Below are 18,347 nucleotides of genomic sequence, written 5' to 3'. Positions count from 1 at the left end.
AACTGAAAAAAAAACCATCGATTGTAAATGATCAATGTGAGGAGCCGTATGCGTTAATTGCGCACGTACGGATCTATGAGGGGTAAGGGGCACAATCCTCGAAGGAAAGGCCCCGCCTACTCGACCATTCGATTTGCGGCTATTGATCTCATTTGGGAAGATCTACTGTAATAATACAGCGGATCCGGCTAATAACTTTCAGAAATCGCTGATTCGAAGAAATGTACTGTATAATTGCAGGCCATGATTGATAAAAGGCTGATTCCGGTCTAAAGTAATGTATTTTTGCATTCGATTGTCAGCGATGGCTTCAACGCCCGTACCCGCGCCTACACCCACCTACGCATAAGCTTATCTGCCCTCGCAGGTGCCATCAGACCTTTTACATAAGAAGAAGTAATCATACCCCGCTCCTCACTTCTATACAACGCCTTGAACAGATCTTACTCCTTTCCTGATGATCCCAGAAGCCCGGAACTCGCCCTGGAATCCCCTTTCTATCTCCCGTCGCGGACTTTTTTTATATATTGTTGCAAACCTTTTCGCTATAAAATCGTCTATAATGAATGAAAGCTGCACTAAATTCTGCAATAACTCTACTGTCGAAACAGGATCAGCAATTGGGGAAGGGGTTTGCCTGTGTCAATCATTAAATCTAGCAAAATTTATTGGTTTCTACTGGGATGGATCGCAATATTGGCCTTGATCGGCGTAAGCCTCACATCGTTGCCGAATGCGGCATTAGCCAAGGAAGGACCGCTCGACGTTCAAATCCAGATTGGGCTGGACGGTAAAATCAAACCTAATAAATGGTTCCCGGTAAAATTCACGATTACCAATTCGGGAGATGACGTTAGCGGAGAACTGGCTGTACAAGTCGCCGGGGGAAACAGGGATACGACCTACGTACAACAAGTAGATCTGCCCAAGCAGAGCACGAAGGAAGTTACCTTGGCGCTTCCAGGTGGAGAATGGAACAAGAGAAACAATTCGGTTAAATTTTATAAAGATTCTGTCGAAAGCGGCAAGACCGTAGATTGGTCGTCCGGTTCGGTCTATATTGAAACAAGCGCCATTCCTGCGGAGACGGTACAGGTAGGCATTGTCGCGCGCGACCCGGATACGATGAATTTTTTGAATCTGCTCAATCAGAGAGGCTATGAGGTACGAACCTTTCCGATGTCGTCCGCCGAGTTCCCCCAGGAATCTTTCATGCTCGACAGTCTGGATGTGCTGGTATTGAATGATTTTGCTTCGGATCAATTCCAGCCGGAGCAAGTGCAGGCGATCAGCGGCTGGATACAGCGTGGGGGGAAGCTATTCCTGGCAGGAGGAGCAGGATACTCGAAGACTGCTCAACCGTTTGCAGAATGGTCTCCTGTCATCTATCAAGGGACAGAGAACGTAACAGACCTTAGCACCTTGGCCGGGAGCTCGGGGAAAGAGCTGGTGCTGACGGAGCCGTTTACGCTATCCAGGGCGACGGTTAAGGACGGGATAAAAACGAATATTCATCATTCTCAAAATGGCATCCCGTTGTTTGTATCTACGGAAAAGGGCAGAGGAGAGGTATGGTATATAGCCTACGATACTTCACTGAATCCGCTGGCTTCCTGGAATGGAAATGCTGAAATATGGGAGGGAGTCCTGTCCGATCTGTTAAAGCAGTCCGCTGCTGGCCAGTCGCGAGGGTATTACGGCTCTGCGGGGTGGGAATTAAACAATGCGTTAGATTACTTTCCTTCCTTGACCCCTCCGTCCGTCGGCATACTTGTGCTTGTTATTATTATTTATGCGGCGGTCATAGGCCCAATTCTATATTTTACTCTGAAAAAACTGGATCGAAGAGAATGGATGTGGTTCACCATTCCGTTGTTGGCCATCGTATTCAGCCTGGGGATTTATGGAGTCGGAGCATCTGGGCGTGGAGCCGTCATGGCCCAATCATTGACAACGATTGAATTAGACGGTGCCGGGCAAGGGGTAGAATCGAGCGCAACGGCTGTTTTTGTCCCGAAGGGCGGAAATTTCAGGATGCAGATCCCCGACTCTCTATATGTATCCTCTATTAATAACAATGGCCCGGGAGATTTAAGAGGAAGCTCCGATCAGATCATCCATAAACAACCGGAAGGAACCGATATCCGATTCCAGGGAGTGTCTTATTGGTCCATCCGTAAAGTCATGCTGCAAAAAGACCGTTTGGAGACGGTCGGCAAGTTCGATTATAAAGCGGAGTCGGGCCCATCCGGAATGACAGGAGAGCTGACTAACCGGACAGGACAACGGTTGACCAATGTTCATGTATATATGAACGGCCAATTGGTAACGTTGGGTGACATGAATGCCGATGAGACCGCCTCGTTCCAATTAACGAGCAACCAGGGGTATGGCTCTTCCTACCCATATGATACGGCTCAAATGATTTTTCCTTACGGGGGACGTAATGACGTAAATAGTCACAAACGTGCGCTTCTGGTTAATTATTTGGAACAGAATATGATGAAATTATCAGACGGAAAACCCTATGTATTCGGCTGGTCTGAAGCTAAAGGCCAAACCGCCTACCAGGTAGGTGGAAAAAGCGTAAGCACGGACGAGGTGACATTATGGACACAGTCTCTAAATGTCGATTACGTGAGCGGCTCTAACATATACTTGCCTCCCGGCACTGTAACTCCAGTACCCGATTCCAACTCGACAATCCTTCATGGAATGGGGGGCAACGGGGTTTATGATGTAGGGCAAGGCGAGATTACATTGGATTACAGATTGCCGGAAATAGAAGGAGCAGTCTATCAACGATTAACTTTATTCCAAACTTATGACGGCTATGGCGGCATTCAATACGAGGTATGGAATGAATCTAATCAAACATGGGAGCCTGTGGACGAGACTACTAAAATATCGGATGGGCTGGGAGATTACTTGTTGGAACAAAATGTGCTTCGCTTCAAGATCACCTTTGCTCAGGATACAAGTATTAAATTTCCGGACATTGCAGTGGAAGGAGCGGTGAGCCCATGATAGAAATTCGCGATTTGACCAAACAATACGGCAACTTCACCGCAGTCGACTCTCTTAACATGGAGATTGCTCAAGGGACAGTATTCGGCTTTGTCGGACCGAATGGAGCAGGGAAATCGACAACCATGTCCATATTGGCCACTCTGCTGGCCCCGACCTCCGGATCGGCTAAGGTTGGAGGATATGAAGTGACGGAAAAGCCGAAGGAAGTTCGCAAGCTAATCGGATATATGCCCGACTTTTTTGGTGTATATGATAACTTCAAGACGACCGAATATCTGGATTTCTATGGGGCCAGCTATGGAATTGCCAGGGCGGATCGCCGGCGGATGATTCCTCAGCTTCTGGAGCTTGTTAACTTGTCGGATAAAGCTGACTTCTATGTCGATTCTCTATCCAGAGGAATGAAGCAGCGGTTATGCCTGGCCCGCTGTCTCGTGCACGAGCCGGAGTTGCTAATTCTGGACGAACCCGCCTCCGGAATGGACCCGCGGGCCCGGATCGAAATGAGAGAAATATTGAAGGAATTGAAGCAGATGGGCAAGACGATCATCATCTCGTCACATATTCTTCCTGAGCTTGCAGAAATGGTCGATGAAATTGGCGTGATTGAACATGGAAAGCTGATTGCCAAAGGAAGAGTATCCGATATTCAGGGCCGGATGCGGGCTAATCGGGTTCTTCACCTGAGATTGCTGGAGAGAGAAGCCGAGGCGGCCGAACTGCTTAAGGATGAAGCGCATGTCTCCATGGTGTTTCATGATGAAAAAGGAATCCATCTCCATTTTGGCGGACAGGATGCAGATCAATCGGACTTGTTGGCCAAGCTGATCGGCCAAGGCTTCCGTGTCATTTCCTTCAACGAAGCACAGACCAATCTGGAAGACGTCTTTTTGGAAATTACGAAGGGGGTGCAGCCATGAATTGGAGCCGCAATTTAATTAATCCGGTGCTTGAAAAAGAGTTCAGGCTGCGAATGCGCACCATTCGATCTCCGCTGGCCGTTTTGTTCTACCTGGCGGCGATGACTTTGCTGGCCCTCGGATATATGTATATGACAATGAGCAATTACGGCAATTCGGCTTTCAACCCTCAGCGCAGTCAGGAATTATTTTACTTCATTAGCGGCGCCCAACTGGTTCTGATTTGTTTTATGGTACCAGGGTTGACAGCGGGAGTGATTAGCGGGGAAAGAGAGAAGCAGACGCTGAATATTTTACTTACTACGCAGCAGAGTTCTACCACAATCATTCTTAGCAAGCTGTTCTCTTCGCTAAGCTTCATGGTAGTGATCATTATATCGACTCTGCCGATTTACAGTGTCGTGTTTTTGTATGGCGGGGTTTCGCCGGTTCAACTGGTATCCGTATTTCTGTTTTATTTATTCATGATGATTATGCTGGGTTCGGTCGGAGTGCTCTTCTCGACCTTGTTCAAGAAAACAATGATAGCCGTCATTATGACTTACGGATACACTCTCTTTATATGCGGCTTTACCGGTTTGTTCGCTATTTTTATTTATTCCATTACGTCTGGAACAAGCCAGGCTGCCGGTTATATTCTTGGACTTAATCCGCTGGGGGCCTTGATCAGTATATTAAATTCCGATTTTTCACAGGAGGTGTTTAACCGCCAGAACGATCTCCAGATGTGGCAAATTTTTGTTCCTTTTTATACGTTGGTTACTGTGTTGGTCATTTGGTTAAGCATCCGCTTCTTGCGTCCGATCCTTAAAAAGCAAAAGTGAGTAAAGGAGTAGACCGTTATGGGATCCCGAAATTTGCATGACGTCATCCGGCCCGTACGCGACCGGTTATGGAAACAACAAATCGTCCGACTGGCGCTGATTGGCCTCCTAATCGGCCTCTGCGCTGCTTGCCTATGGGGGGTGGCCGGATGGCTGGCTCCGATGGAAGGCTACCGAATCGGGGTCTTGTTCTGGATTGCAATGGGGATAGCCGGCGGGGTCTCTTATGCATTATGGCGGAGAACGGACGTGGCGCTGGCTGCGTCTGCTATGGACCGTGACGGGTTGGAGGAGCGAATGGCGACCGCGTTGGCTTTTGAACAGCAGGAATCGCCCATTGCGGCTTTGCAGCGGGAGGATGCTCTGCGTTACGGCGAAGAATATGTGCAGCTTATTCGCTCCCGGCTCCCTTACCGTTGGGATAAGAAGTTGCTGATAGCGAATGCGGTGGCGCTATCCGCGCTGGCTGCGCTCTTGCTGCTTCCTAATCCGATGGATGAGGTGGTGGAGGCCCGGGGCAAGGAGAAGGCATGGATAGAGGAGAGGCAGAACGAGGTTGCAGAGCAGGTCCAGGAATGGCACAAAGCTGATCCTTCCAGTGAAATTGTCAGAGGGATGGAACAAACGCTGAAGCAACTGGAGAGCGGGTTACAAGAGACGGATACCGCTATAGAAGCGCTTGAAAAGATGGAGCAGGCGCTTAAGGAATCGCAAAAGCTGGCCCAGCTAGAGCGGCAGAAGCTGGGGCAGGTGTCTGATTGGATAAAGCAGATGGAAAACCAGGAAGCTCTCCAGCAGCTTGCTCAAGCGCTTCAGAATCAGAGCCAGGAGGAACTGAACGAAGCGCTCGAGCAAATGCGCGAGGAAGTAAAGCGGATGAACGATGCCGAGCGGGAGCAGTTGGCTGAGCAGCTGCAGGCGTTGGCGGAATCGGCTCCGGCAGAGGACTCCGCCGAAGCCGAGCAGGCGCGCGAGGCGCTTAAGCAGCTGGCGTCGCAGCTGCAGGGCAGCCCAGGCGGACAGAGCCCGGGAGCGATGGAGCTGGACGAGGAGCAGCTCGCCCAGCTGCAGCAAGCGCTGGCGCAGCTCCTGCAGCAGCAGCTGCAAGCGCAGCAGGGGCTGGCTCAGCTGCAGCAATCGGCCGCGCAGCTGGCGCAGCCAGGCTTGGCGCTGGCCCAGCAGCTGGCCGCGCAAGGCATCGCGCCGCCGTCCGCCTGGGGCGCGAACGGCATGGCCTCCGCGCTGGCGTCCGGCAGCGGCCAAGGGGCGATGCCTAGCAGCGGCGCCGGCCAAGGCGGCAGCAGCGGCGCGGGCCAAGGCGGCGGCAGCGGTGCCGGCCAAGGCGGCGGCAGCGGTGCTGGCCAAGGCAGCGGCAGCGGTGCCGGCCAAGGCAGCGGCAGCGGTGCTGGCCAAGGCGGCGGCAGCGGTGCCGGCCAAGGCGGGCTGGCCGGGGGCAGCGGCAGCGGCTCGCGCAGCCTGATCTCTACCCCGCGGAATCCGGTCGGCCAGGGAACGCCGACATTGGATGACGGCCCGCTAAGCGGCGGGGGAGGAGAGATCGAGAAGGGAGGACAGGCTCCGGTTCTGGACGGAGCGTCACGCCCTTATGAGGAAGTGTATTCCGATTATGCAACAGAAGCGACACAGTCGCTAAACCGGTCTCAGCTTCCGCAAAGCATGCAAAATCTGGTTAGAGATTATTTTACGGAAATTCAACCGAACCGATGATGGTGAGCTGCCAGACAAAAGTCAGCGGACAAAAGGACGTTAATCGTCAAAAACGCATGTCTTAAGTTTGGTGTTTTAATACATTGTGCATAGATGCATATGACCTATATTTATGGCTCAAAACCGGAACCAGTGCTTGACGAGATAAATGCCTCACAGGACTTCCCGTTCTGTTCTCCCTAGGATAGTCTGGGCTTAATTGTAAGTTACGGCGTCACTGGTGCCGTTGGCTTTACAAGAAAGAACCGATGCGAACTAGCTCCACAAGAAGGATACGATGCGAAAGGTGCTATGCTTTTAATTTTGTGCTTTGTAGTCAGATAGGAAAACAACAATTAAGGCGAAATATACACCCCAATTCTACCGGTTTCAGCCATTTTTGCGATTGAGGTGTAAAAATGCGCTCTATTCTCTGCTTTTTGTGAAAATTGGATAATTTCTTTAAATTAAAGGGTACTTTTGCACTTCAATTCTCGTTTTTGGAAAAAGGTTGGATTTAAGAGGCACTTTTGCACTTCAATTCCTCCTATGCGGCGTCTGCAAGATATAGGGGGATCCTCCTATGCGGCGGATGGATGGAGGGCATTACCACTCATTGCCCAAAGGCTGCAATTAGCGCACTATCGCCCAACTGGTATGGCTGAAGTACCTGCATATAATCCATGAGAGAGTGGGCGCCAAGCACTGATTTCAAGGTAGAGCCATAATTTATTGTGAATTTTAGCTATCCAGCGAGTCGGTGCATTTTTCAATAGTCTGAAAATAGCTAGTTTTATTTGGCGATTTGGCCGCTTTCGGTTTTTTATAGTGCCAGACCTGCATTGTCGGATGTGGGTAGGATCGCGTACGTCTCCTCCAGCGAGGGGTGGCTGTTCGGTCTGATGCGTGACCGGCAATCTGGAGGAACCAGCAGCATTTCAGCCACAAAATAAGACAGGCTCCGATAAATTCCGGGCCTTGTAACGGATATAAGCAGAGGGGGACCCGTCATGATTGAAACAAAGCAGCAGCTGGAGCAGTGGACGGCAACGATTAATGCCATCCGCGAGCAGATAGGAAGTGTTATCGTTGGGCAGAAGGAAGCGGTTGAGCAGATGCTTTGGTGTGTTTTTGCGGGAGGGCATGCCTTGGTGGAAGGAATCCCGGGATTGGGGAAAACGATGCTGGTCCGAACGATCGCGGATACGATCGATCTCTCCTTCTCGCGCATTCAATTTACTCCCGATCTAATGCCCGCCGATATTACGGGAACCAATATTATTCAATTTGGACTGAAGGGCGAGACGTCTTATCAGTTCCAGAAAGGGCCGATCTTCGGCAATTTGGTGCTCGCGGATGAGATTAATCGGGCGACCCCCAAGACGCAAAGCGCCCTGTTAGAGGCGATGCAGGAGAAAACAGTAACTGTCGGCTCGGAAACCTATCCGCTTCCCCGGCCTTTTTTCGTCCTCGCTACTCAGAACCCGTTGGAAAATGAAGGGACTTATCCCCTTCCGGAAGCCCAGCTTGATCGATTCATGTTGAAAATCAATGTGACTTACCCGTCCAAAGACGAGCTTAAAGAAATCGTCTCGCGGACGACTTCGCCGGTCGAACGGCGAGCCCAGAAAGCGGCAGACGGACAAGCAGTGACCGAGATTCAACAAGGAGTGAAGGAGCTGCTGGTCGCCGACGACGTGCTGGATTATGCGGTTCGTCTCATTATGCTGACGCACCCTCATGAACCGGACGCGCCATCTGCAGTGAAGCAGTATGTTCGTTATGGCTCCGGTCCCCGGGGGATTCAGTCGATCATATCGGTTGCCAAAGTCCGGGCACTGTTTGCCGGCCGGCTGCATGTCTCCCGCAATGATATCCGTCAAGTGGCCGTTCCGGCGCTGCGCCACAGACTGTTTTTAAATTTTGAAGGCCAGGCGATGGGCAAGACAGCTGACGATATACTGGAAGCGGTGATCGAGGAAACGGAGCGGGAACAATGAGCGGTGAAGACAGCAACAGAGTCGGAACGGGAAGCCGGGATGGGTCGAAGAGCGGCGGATCGGGTTTGATTCCCGAAGATGTTCTTCTGAGACTGGAGCGTTCTTCCCTGTGGGCCAAAGGCCGGATTCGCGGAACTATGCAGGGGAAGCGGCGGTCCAAACAAATGGGCAGTTCGCTGGATTTTGCCGATTACCGGCTGTATACTCCCGGAGATGATATCCGCCAGTTGGACTGGAATGCATATGGCCGGACAGGCAAGCCTTTTATCAAGCTGTATATGGACGAGCAGGAGCTGCAGGTCAGCTTGTATGTCGACGGCTCGGCTTCAATGAGCTTCGCGGCATCTTCCCGGGGCGTCAACAAGTATTTATACGCCCGGCAATTGGCGGGTTGTGTCGGTTATGCCGCTTTATGCGGCTATGATCGGGTCGGCATCGGGATGTTCAGTAATCAGCTGTATGCGCGGCTCCCGATGATGCGCGGCAAAGCCTCGGCGCGGAGGTTGTTTAACTTTTTGGCGCAGACGGAAGCTCGCGGGACGGGGGATATTACGGCACTTTGCCATCCGTCTGCATTGCCGAGGAGACCGGGAATGTGTTGGGTTTTTTCTGATTTTTTATATGAAACCGGGGTCGAGCAAGCACTGTCTTCTCTACTGGCCGCTCAACAGGAAGTTGTCGTGGTGCAGGTGCTGTCGCCCGAGGAGCTGAATCCGGATTTATACGGCGATCTCAGGCTGATCGATGTAGAATCTGGGGGAGGCAAGGAGGTCGCCATCTCCGGCAAAATCATTCAACAATATAAAGCGGCAATTCGGCAATACACAGAAACGCTGCGTAAATATTGCTACGAGCGGGGAATCGCCTATCAGCTGGCATTAACCGATACGCCGCTTTCGACTATGGCAACCGAGACGTTCAGACGCAGCGGATTATTGCAGTAACAAGACGGTTCCTTGTCGTATTCCGTATTGAAGCTTCCGAGGTGAGCCCCAATGTTTTTTGAATCGATCGCTAGTTTATGGTTTGCGCTCTCGCTGCCGGCCATTATCGTCATGTATTTATTCAAAAGAAAATATATCGATACCCCGATATCCAGCCATATGCTGTGGAATCGGATTCTGAAGGATATCGAAGCGAACCGGCCCTGGCAAAAGTTGCGGAATCGGCTCTTGATGCTCATCCAATTACTGGCGGCAGCGCTTCTTGTTCTTGCTCTGATGAAGCCGTTTATTTGGGCAGAGCAGGCCGTTCGTGATCACGTTGTCCTTGTCGTCGACAATTCAGCCAGCATGCAGGCGCTGATGCAAACAAACGATGGAGAAAGCGAGCGGACCCGATTGCAGGAGGGGAAGGAGCGGGTTCTGCATTGGGCGAAGACCGAAGCCAAAGGAAGCCGGTTTACGCTTATTTCAATTGGAGCGGTGCCTGAAGTCCTGCTGTCCGGAGACAGCTCTCTGGCTGTGTTAGCCGACGCTCTGGAACAAATCCAGCCGTTCTACGGTCAAGCCGGATACGAGGAGGCGATGTCTCTGGCTGCTGCCCTGACACGGGAGGATCCGGACTCGGAAATCCGCATAATCACCGACGGACAATGGCCCGAAACAGCATCGGCGGTTCGGGTGGATGTCCCTTTCAATGTAGATCGAGTGGCAGATTCGGAGACCGACAATATCCAGATCGTCCAATTCGGAGTCCGGGAGGACGGTCCGGGGTTGCCGACCGTCACAGGTGTCGCCACGATCAAGAACTGGGGAGCGAAGGAATCGGCCTTTGATCTTTCCGTCTATGCCGATGATCAAATGGCGGAAGCGAGAGAGCTTCGGCTGGCTGCGGGGGAGCAGAGGACGGTTTATTTTCAGGCTTTGTCCTCGGCCGATGTCTATCGTCTGGAGGCGGAAGTTGATGATCTGCTGCAAGCAGACAATACCGCTTATGCCTTCGTTGCCGGAGGGCGCAGCTTGACTGCCGTTCTGGTAAGCGATGGGAACCTGTTCCTGGAAAAGGCGCTGTCTCTGGCCGGCGTCGACTTCGTCAAAGTGCAGCGGGGCGAGTCGGCCTTCGCGATTCCGCAGAGCGGATTCGATATCGTTATTGTGGATGCCGTCGAAGAAGCCGCCATCTCCACTGTGGAGTGGCAGGAATTGCTCGCCGACAAACCGGTCTGGTATATTCATACCGGTCTGGACGGAACCGATACGTTGGTGCAGACTGCCGATTATTCTGTTATTCAGCATCCGGTGACTCAATATATTGCTTTACAGGACGTACATGTCGCTTCCGCACGTTATGGAGAGGCTCCAGCTTGGGCCAAGCCGCTCATCACGGCTGGGCAGCTTCCTCTTGTCTATGCGGGGGAGGAAGACGGAAAGGAGCGTCTCCTGTTTACGTTCGATTTACATGCTTCCGATCTTCCGCTACGCTCGGAGTTTCCGATTCTCGTTCAGAATGCGGTGGAATGGCTAGGGAAGTCGAGGGTGTCGAATTTAGGTTTGGCGGTGGCTTCCGAGATGAAAGAAATTCCGATATCCATCAAGACGACCCGCGCTCTATGGGTTTCTGCCGATGGCGGGAAGGAATGGGAGGCGGAAAGTCGGGAAGGCCGAGTGGCCAGCATACAGACGGTTCCTCCCGCACCGGGATTATACCGTTTTGTCGAATTCGACTCCAATGGAGAGGAAATCCAATCCAGATGGTTGGCATCTGTTATGGATTCCCGCGAGTCTAATCTAACACTGCAGCATGAGTTGACGTTCGCAGGCGGATCGGGGCCAGCATCAGACGGCGCCGGTTCGGGGGCAGCTCAGGAAACTGCGGTGAAGCAGGCCGAGGGCAAATCGCCTCGGCCGATCACCACCTGGCTGATCGCTGCCATCTTGCTTGTCGTTTTACTGGAATGGGGGGTGTATCAGCGTGGGAATTCAGTTTAGTACCCCCTGGCTGCTCTTGCTGCTCCTTCCGCTATTCTATTATCTGTATCGCTTAGGTCGCGATACCGTACGATTGACGGGGAGCAGGAAGGCGCTGGCTATCGGGCTGAGGAGTGTGATTCTGCTGCTGCTCGTTCTGGCTCTGGCCGGAATGCAGTATTATTCTGTCATCGAGCGCAAAGCGGTCGTCTTCGTGACCGACCGCTCCGACAGTATGCCGGAATCGACCGCTCTCGTTGCCTGGATGAAGCAAGCGGCGGAGGACAAGGAAGCCGAAGATGCCGTCGGTATTGTCGCCACAGGCCTTGACTCTGCCATTGAGCGCAAGCCTGAGACGCGGAGTCTGGAAGGGTTTCAATGGGCCAGTCAGTTGAACAGGCAGTTCAGCAATCTGGAAGCCGGCTTGAGAACGGCCGGCGGACTGTTGACCGACGACTACACTTCGAGAATAGTCCTCGTAAGCGACGGGGAAGAAAATACGGGCGATCTCATGCGCCAAGGAAGGCTGCTGGCGGATAAAGGCATTCCCGTGGACATTGTATACGTACCGGTACAGCTTGGTCTTGATGTGGCGGTAGAGAGCGTTAAAGTTCCGGAAAAGCTGTATCAGGCGGAGCAATACGCACTGGAGGTCGTTATTGCCAGCACCGAGGCGGCACAGGGAGAGCTGCGCATCTACGAAGATAATCGGGAAATATCGGTTCAGCAGGTAGCTTTGGAACGTGGGGAGAATCGGTTCGCCCTGCAGAGCTTGGCCAAAGAACCGGGCTTTCACCGCTATCGGGCGGAAATCTATGTGCCGGGAGACACTCAATCGGCCAACAATTCCGGAGCCGCCTTCAGTCGGGTTGCCGGACCGCCGAAGGTGCTGGTGGTGGAGGGGGATCCGGGGACTTCCCAGAATATTCTCTCCGTTCTGGACTCCGGTCTTATTCCTTATGAAGTGATTCCGCCAGAGATGCTTTCCCGAGAGTTGGCCGGTTATACGGCCTATGAAAGCATTCTGCTAAATAATGTGGCGGCTACGCGATTGACGGACACGCAGATGAGCATGATCGAGCAGGCGGTTCGTGATTATGGGGTGGGACTGGTCATGTTCGGAGGAGAGAACAGCTTTGGATTGGGCGGATACTTTCATACGCCGATCGAGAAAGCCCTCCCCGTGTATATGGATTTGCAGGGAAAAAGAGAGATTCCTTCGCTCGGGCTTGTCCTCGTCATTGATAAATCCGGAAGCATGGCCGGTGATAAAATCAGGCTGGCTCAGGAAGCGGCCTCTCGTACGGTCGATCTGCTCCGGGAGAAAGACACGCTCGGCATTCTCGCATTCGATTCCAGCTTATGGTGGGTTTCCGAGCCGGACAAGCTGACGGATAAGGATAAAGTGATTGGAGAAATTCAATCGATTCCTGCCGATGGAGGAACTGAAATCTACCCTGCGCTTCAGGAGGCCTATGACAAGCTGAAGCAGGTGGAGGCGCAGCGTAAGCATATCATTCTGCTGACCGATGGGCAATCAGCCACGAATCAAAGCTATGAGCAGTTAACGGCCGGTATGACAGCAGATAACATTACACTGTCCACCGTGGCTATCGGAGACGGGGCGGATACGCAGCTGCTCGAGCGGATTGCCAATTTGGCCCACGGGAGATACTATTTTACGAATGAGCAGAGCACGGTTCCCGCCATTTTTAGCCGGGAAGCGGTTCTGGTGTCCCGCACTTACATTGTGGACCAGCCTTTTACGCCGATATTCGGTCAGGGAGCGGATTGGAGCGGATTATTTAGTAACGGAACGCCTCCGGTTCAGGCCTATATTGCGGCAACGCCCAAGGAGTTGGCCGAAGTGGCTCTGATGAGTCCCGAACCGGATCCTCTGCTGGCGAGGTGGCATTACGGCTCGGGCAGGACGGTGGCATGGACGAGTGATGTGACCGGACGATGGGCGAAGGATTGGGTCGCTTGGGATGGCTTTCCCCAGGTGATGAGCCAAATCATTAAATGGACCTTTCCACAGTTCAACGCGGCTCCATTAGAATTGTCGACCGAATTGAGAGGAAATCAGCTCAATCTCGATGTAAAAAGCATAGTGCCCGATTTTCAAGGTGAGCTTAAAGCTACGATAACTGACGAGGAGCTGGGAGTGCAGGAAATTTCCCTTCAGCCGACGGTTCCGGGACAATATACTGGACAATTTCCAGTGACCAAGCCTGGAGCGTATTTAACGAAAATTGATGTTCTTCAGCCGACATCCGGAGAGGAAGGAGAGACGCCTGTTGAGACCGGAAGCGTGACCTCAGGCTTTGTCATCCCCTACTCGCCGGAATACCGGATTACTGCAGGCGATGGTGAACAGAAGCTGAATAAATTGGCTGAGCTGACCGGCGGAAGAGTCCTCTCGCTGGAACGGCCGGAAGAGGTGTTCGCGGGGCAGGCCGCCGGCAAAAAGCAGTACAGCGATTTAACCCGATTTTTGCTCATTGCGGCATTGCTGCTGTGGCTTGCCGATATTGCTGTGCGTCGGCTGTCTTTCGCTTGGAGCCGTCTTTTCAGTCCGTGGATGAATAGGAGGCGCCAATCCAGCCGCACAGCGGACGGGGAAGAGACAAACCTGTTCCGCAGACTGCAGCAGTCGAAAGAGAAAGCCGCCCGCCGAGATATGGAGCGGGAGAAGGAAGATACAGATTCGCCTCTGCTCCGCGAAGCATTGGCCGAATCCGAATCAGCAGGAAGCGATCGTTCCGGACTTCATAAAGATGGAACGGCTGGCGGCCGTCGGTCGGGGGTTGACCTTGCAGGTAATCATTCTGCGGAACTTTCGGCTGAATCCGAACGGACAGGACATGATGAACCGGTGAATGCCGGACAGCAAGCTGCAGATTCGAAGCCGAAGGAAGAAGATACGATGAACCGACTGCTGGCTGCGAAAAAAAGGAGGAAGTGGTAATTAGCCTGAATGCTTCGACCAAGCGAAGGGCTGATCTTGAACGATTCGGGAATAAACTTGCTACGAAAATTCGGGATGACTGGCATTTTTACACAATTTCCGCTAAACTGTTGATAAAGCATGTCGCATTCTGTCAAGCGGGAGGAAGGCTATGCAAAGAAACAATTTTTCGGTAGGTTTATTGTTAATAGGGATTGCAGTTGTATTGATATTAGGAAAACTGGGCGTGTTCAGCTTTTTAGGTTACGTCTTCTGGCCTTTGATTGTGCTGGCGGTTGGACTCGGTTTTCACTTCTTGTTCTTTAGCAAAGTGCTCCCTTCCGGGGTGCTGGTTCCCGGCGGGATGTTAGTTACTTACTCTGTGCTATTCTTTCTGTGTAACCTGTTTGGTTGGCACTGGATGAAATATTTATGGCCGGTCTTTATTCTCGGAGTTGCCGTCGGCCTCTATGAGCTTTATTTGTTCGATCGCAACAGTCCGCGGCAGCTGTGGCTGGTTTCGATTATACTCGCGATAGTGTCCGCTGTATTCTTTGTATTGATGTTCATTTTTACGGGTGGCGTTTATTTTCTGGCCGTTCTCTTGTTGGCGGCCGGACTGCTGATGATTTTGCGCCGGCCCAAGACCTGGTGAGGGGGGCGCCGGCCCGTCTCAAGACTTGATTTTTCAAGGTTATACGAGTATAATATTTTTGATAATGAAGCGTCGGCGCTTATGGTCCGACGCTTCTTTCGTGAACGGGGCGAACAGACGGATTCATTCGGTACAAGTTCGTGTGAATTTTCATTCGTCACTCTATTCAAACAGAGAGGACAGACCTATTATGCATCCAAGAAATAAAGTTAAGAATATCGCCATTATTGCACACGTAGATCATGGAAAAACAACATTGGTCGATCAGTTGCTGCAGCAATCCGGTACATTTCGGGATAACGAAGCGGTACAGGAAAGGGCCATGGATTCCAACGATCTGGAACGGGAACGAGGCATTACTATTCTGGCTAAGAACACGTCGATTCATTATAAAGATTATTTGATTAACATCGTGGATACTCCGGGACACGCCGATTTCGGTGGGGAAGTCGAGCGGATCATGAAGATGGTCGACGGGGTTTTACTTGTGGTGGACTCCTTTGAAGGATGTATGCCGCAAACGAAATTTGTTCTGCGCAAAGCGTTGGACTATGATTTGAAACCCATTGTCGTCGTCAACAAGATTGACCGGCCGAACGCTCGTCCCGCGGAAGTCATTGATGAAGTGTTGGAGCTGTTTATTGAACTGGATGCTAACGACGAGCAGCTTGATTTTCCCGTTGTCTATACATCCGGGTTGCAGGGAACGTCCAGCACGGATCCGGAAACTCAGGGGACTACGCTGGAAGCTTTATATGAAGCGATTGTTCAGCACATTCCCTCCCCGACCGAAAATTTGGAGAAGCCTCTACAGTTTCTCGTCACCTTGATGGATTACAATGAATACTTGGGACGGATCGCGATCGGCCGCATCAACCGGGGACAGATGAAGCAGGGGCAGGCGGTCGCCGTTATGACTCGAGAAGGAGGAATCAAGCAGGCGAGGGTAGAGAAGCTGTTCGGCTTTCAGGGCTTGAAACGGATTGAAATTGCGGAAGCGGGCGCAGGAGACATTGTAGCTATCGCTGGAATTAAAGAAATCAATATTGGAGAAACGATTGCCGATCCGGCTAACCCCGAGGCCCTTCCGCTGTTAAAAATCGATGAACCTACATTGCAAATGACTTTTCTCGTTAATAACAGTCCGTTTGCCGGAAGGGAAGGCAAGTGGGTTACCTCCCGCAAGCTTCGTGAACGGCTGGACAAAGAGCTCGAGACCGACGTCAGCTTGCGTGTGGAAGAGACCGACAGTCCGGATGCATTCATCGTTTCCGGACGGGGTGAGCTTCATCTTGGCATCCTGATTGAGAACATGAGACGGGAAGGCTTCGAATTGCAGGTATCCAAGCCTGAGGTTATCATTAAAGAAATAGACGGGCAGAAGAAAGAGCCGATTGAACGGCTTGTCATTGATATTCCGGAGGAAAGTATGGGAGCCGTGATGGAAAGCCTGGGAACCCGTAAAGCGGAAATGGTCAATATGACCAATAGCGGCAGCGGGCAGGTCCGTCTGGAATTTTTGATTCCGGCCCGGGGGTTGATTGGCTACCGGACCCATTTTCTCACGCTGACCCGCGGGTACGGGGTAATGAACCATGCCTTTGACAGCTATGGGCCGTATTACGGCAGCGGGGTTGGAGGAAGACATCAAGGCGTGCTCGTTTCCAATGAAACCGGGGTCTCTACTCTGTATGGCATTTTGTCCATCGAGGACAGAGGAATTCTGTTTGTTCAGCCCGGAACCGAGGTTTACGAGGGGATGATAGTGGGCGAGCATTCCCGGGATAACGACATCATCGTTAACATCTGCAAGGAAAAGCAGTTGACTAACATCCGGTCGGCCGGTAAAGACGATACCGTCAAAATGAAGACACCGCGTCTTTATTCCCTGGAGCAGGCTCTGGAATATTTGAATGATGACGAATATTGCGAGATTACGCCTAAATCGATCCGTCTGCGTAAAAAGATATTAAATAAAAGCGAACGGGAAAGGGCAGAAAAGCACCGTAAAATGTCAGAAGCCAACATTTAAGGAGGTTGATCGGTCATGGAGCCGCTATACGAATGGTTTTTTGACCATCCGTGGATTACTTATTTCATAATTTATGTAGCTCTTGCTTATGTTTATGTTAAAGTATTTAAAGTGCAAAGGCTCCCGATTCTTAAAGAGATTCTTATTTACCTTATTATTGGCCTTGGCGCGTTCATCTTGCTTTTATTCCAGCTCGATTTGCGGCTCCCGATCATTCCGTGTCTGGGAGTAGCCATTTTCCTTATGCTTATAGTCAGAATTCGCTATTGGGTCACCGATCGGCAAAAAAAGCAGGAGTAGTTGCTCTATAGGATTTTAACTGAATTCGAAAGGGCTGACGTTATGAATTTGCGGGACGCACTCTATAACTGGCTGCAGATTAAAGTCGTATCCGATGCCCGTCCGGAAGACGAGGCGGCGAAGAATACGCTGCAGTTTTTTGAAGGGATCTTAACGGAAGACCATCATGTGACGAATTTTCAAGCTTCGCTTGCAGATGAGACCACCTATCGAATTGAATATACAGTGAATGGGGAAGCACGGGTTCAGCTCGAAAAGCGAGAAATGGTCGAGCAATTGCTGGAGGATATCCGGACCAATCCCCAGTATAATTGCTGAAGCTTTCGTTACTTTTCACAGGTGGTTCTTCTCCTGCAGCGTGTGATATAATGAAGCTACCGACCGCCATAGTTTAGAAGTTATTCGCAAATTTTTTTGAAACGCTCACTTTTAGGTAAGGAGGGTCCGATTGGATGGCAGAAGAATTGAACTCTTTGCCTGAGTCGCTCTTTGAACAGCTTCGGAAGGAAAGATTCGTGCTGCTGGGCACGATTGACGCCGAAACGAGCACACCCCAGATGAATGCCATCTCCTGGGTATATTCCGTTGCTCCGAATCGGATTCGCTTTGCCGTCGACAAACGTTCGCGAATCATCAGCAATGTGACGGCCCATCCTTCCGTTAATCTGTCTTTCTTTGCAGATGGATCCTTCCACACCGTCAACGGAACGGCCTCTGTAGTAGTCGATGTGCTGGAAGGCGTCTCCTTGAGGCTTACCTGCATAGAAGTGGAGGTCGCGACTGTCCGGGATGCCATGTTTTTCGGTGCACGGATAACGGTAGAGCCTGAATATGAGAAAACTTACGATAAACGAGCTGCCGCCAGACTAGACGGACAAGTCTATGAGGCGATGCAGAAGGGGCTGTCCAGAAAGCCAGTGAAAACTGACTGGACGCCCCGTTTTTGTTGAATGTTAAAAATGTACACAAAAAAACCGTCTTTTCCTGTAAAATGAAAGTTACCACACAAACATTTTAAGAAGG

At 51.5% G+C, this 18,347-nt stretch carries 13 protein-coding genes; all 13 read left to right on the top strand.

The genetic code is table 11. The features are described from left to right. Nucleotides 1-639 precede the first annotated feature (639 nt). The 13 genes from KJS69_RS29140 to KJS69_RS29080 all read left to right on the top strand — a co-directional run bounded on the left by KJS69_RS29140 (nt 640) and on the right by KJS69_RS29080 (nt 18,274). The gene (locus KJS69_RS29140; protein ID WP_213587726.1) at nt 640-3,027 is read left to right on the top strand and encodes a hypothetical protein; all 2,388 of its coding nucleotides are present in this window, start codon (nt 640-642) and stop codon (nt 3,025-3,027) included. After that, nucleotides 3,024-3,950, top strand: coding sequence for an ABC transporter ATP-binding protein (locus tag KJS69_RS29135; RefSeq protein WP_213587724.1), 927 nt, complete (start codon nt 3,024-3,026; stop codon nt 3,948-3,950). The genes KJS69_RS29140 and KJS69_RS29135 overlap by 4 nt, the downstream gene beginning before the upstream one ends. Further along, complete coding sequence (locus KJS69_RS29130; RefSeq protein ID WP_213587722.1) at nt 3,947-4,774, top strand: ABC transporter permease; 828 nt, start codon at nt 3,947-3,949, stop codon at nt 4,772-4,774. Before KJS69_RS29135 ends, KJS69_RS29130 begins: the two co-directional genes overlap by 4 nt. 18 nt (nt 4,775-4,792) lie before the next feature. Further along, complete coding sequence (locus tag KJS69_RS29125; protein WP_213587720.1) at nt 4,793-6,502, top strand: AAA family ATPase; 1,710 nt, start codon at nt 4,793-4,795, stop codon at nt 6,500-6,502. A gap of 989 nt (nt 6,503-7,491) precedes the next feature. Then, nucleotides 7,492-8,481 carry an AAA family ATPase gene (locus tag KJS69_RS29120; RefSeq protein ID WP_213587718.1) on the top strand — a complete coding sequence of 330 codons (990 nt, stop codon included), beginning with the start codon at nt 7,492-7,494 and terminating at the stop codon, nt 8,479-8,481. After that, nucleotides 8,478-9,425, top strand: coding sequence for a DUF58 domain-containing protein (locus tag KJS69_RS29115; RefSeq protein WP_213587716.1), 948 nt, complete (start codon nt 8,478-8,480; stop codon nt 9,423-9,425). The genes KJS69_RS29120 and KJS69_RS29115 overlap by 4 nt, the downstream gene beginning before the upstream one ends. Nucleotides 9,426-9,476: 51 nt before the next feature. Beyond that, nucleotides 9,477-11,411, top strand: a complete 1,935-nt coding sequence (locus tag KJS69_RS29110) for a vWA domain-containing protein (RefSeq protein WP_213587714.1) — start codon at nt 9,477-9,479, stop codon at nt 11,409-11,411. After that, nucleotides 11,395-14,358, top strand: coding sequence for a VWA domain-containing protein (locus KJS69_RS29105; RefSeq protein WP_213587712.1), 2,964 nt, complete (start codon nt 11,395-11,397; stop codon nt 14,356-14,358). The genes KJS69_RS29110 and KJS69_RS29105 overlap by 17 nt, the downstream gene beginning before the upstream one ends. A 151-nt stretch (nt 14,359-14,509) precedes the next feature. Further along, nucleotides 14,510-14,992 (top strand): hypothetical protein, encoded by a 483-nt coding sequence (locus KJS69_RS29100; RefSeq protein WP_213587710.1) that lies wholly within the window; start codon nt 14,510-14,512, stop codon nt 14,990-14,992. A gap of 190 nt (nt 14,993-15,182) precedes the next feature. Next, on the top strand, nt 15,183-17,024 hold the full coding sequence (gene typA, locus KJS69_RS29095) for a translational GTPase TypA (RefSeq protein WP_213587708.1): 1,842 nt from the start codon (nt 15,183-15,185) through the stop codon (nt 17,022-17,024). A 15-nt stretch (nt 17,025-17,039) separates the two neighbouring features. Next, nucleotides 17,040-17,324 carry a YlaH-like family protein gene (locus KJS69_RS29090; protein WP_213587706.1) on the top strand — a complete coding sequence of 95 codons (285 nt, stop codon included), beginning with the start codon at nt 17,040-17,042 and terminating at the stop codon, nt 17,322-17,324. A gap of 42 nt (nt 17,325-17,366) precedes the next feature. Next, nucleotides 17,367-17,642 carry a hypothetical protein gene (locus KJS69_RS29085; protein ID WP_213587705.1) on the top strand — a complete coding sequence of 92 codons (276 nt, stop codon included), beginning with the start codon at nt 17,367-17,369 and terminating at the stop codon, nt 17,640-17,642. Nucleotides 17,643-17,776: 134 nt separating this feature from the next. Continuing rightward, nucleotides 17,777-18,274 (top strand): pyridoxamine 5'-phosphate oxidase family protein, encoded by a 498-nt coding sequence (locus KJS69_RS29080; protein ID WP_213587704.1) that lies wholly within the window; start codon nt 17,777-17,779, stop codon nt 18,272-18,274. The last annotated feature ends 73 nt before the right edge of the window (nt 18,275-18,347 follow it).

It is taken from the genome of Paenibacillus sp. J2TS4, from assembly GCF_018403245.1.
Classification (GTDB): Bacteria; Bacillota; Bacilli; order Paenibacillales; family NBRC-103111; genus Paenibacillus_L.
The sequence above is the reverse complement of the archived record's forward strand: the minus strand, read 5'-3'. Positions and strand labels throughout refer to the sequence as shown.

Coding starts and splice junctions, on each gene's coding strand:
- KJS69_RS29115 (WP_213587716.1), top strand. CDS start 8,478: ATGAGCGGTGAAGACAGCAACAGAGTCGGAACGGGAAGCCGGGATGGG.
- KJS69_RS29090 (WP_213587706.1), top strand. CDS start 17,040: ATGGAGCCGCTATACGAATGGTTTTTTGACCATCCGTGGATTACTTAT.
- KJS69_RS29135 (WP_213587724.1), top strand. CDS start 3,024: ATGATAGAAATTCGCGATTTGACCAAACAATACGGCAACTTCACCGCA.
- KJS69_RS29120 (WP_213587718.1), top strand. CDS start 7,492: ATGATTGAAACAAAGCAGCAGCTGGAGCAGTGGACGGCAACGATTAAT.
- KJS69_RS29085 (WP_213587705.1), top strand. CDS start 17,367: ATGAATTTGCGGGACGCACTCTATAACTGGCTGCAGATTAAAGTCGTA.
- KJS69_RS29100 (WP_213587710.1), top strand. CDS start 14,510: ATGCAAAGAAACAATTTTTCGGTAGGTTTATTGTTAATAGGGATTGCA.
- KJS69_RS29110 (WP_213587714.1), top strand. CDS start 9,477: ATGTTTTTTGAATCGATCGCTAGTTTATGGTTTGCGCTCTCGCTGCCG.
- KJS69_RS29125 (WP_213587720.1), top strand. CDS start 4,793: ATGGGATCCCGAAATTTGCATGACGTCATCCGGCCCGTACGCGACCGG.
- KJS69_RS29130 (WP_213587722.1), top strand. CDS start 3,947: ATGAATTGGAGCCGCAATTTAATTAATCCGGTGCTTGAAAAAGAGTTC.
- KJS69_RS29080 (WP_213587704.1), top strand. CDS start 17,777: ATGGCAGAAGAATTGAACTCTTTGCCTGAGTCGCTCTTTGAACAGCTT.
- typA (WP_213587708.1), top strand. CDS start 15,183: ATGCATCCAAGAAATAAAGTTAAGAATATCGCCATTATTGCACACGTA.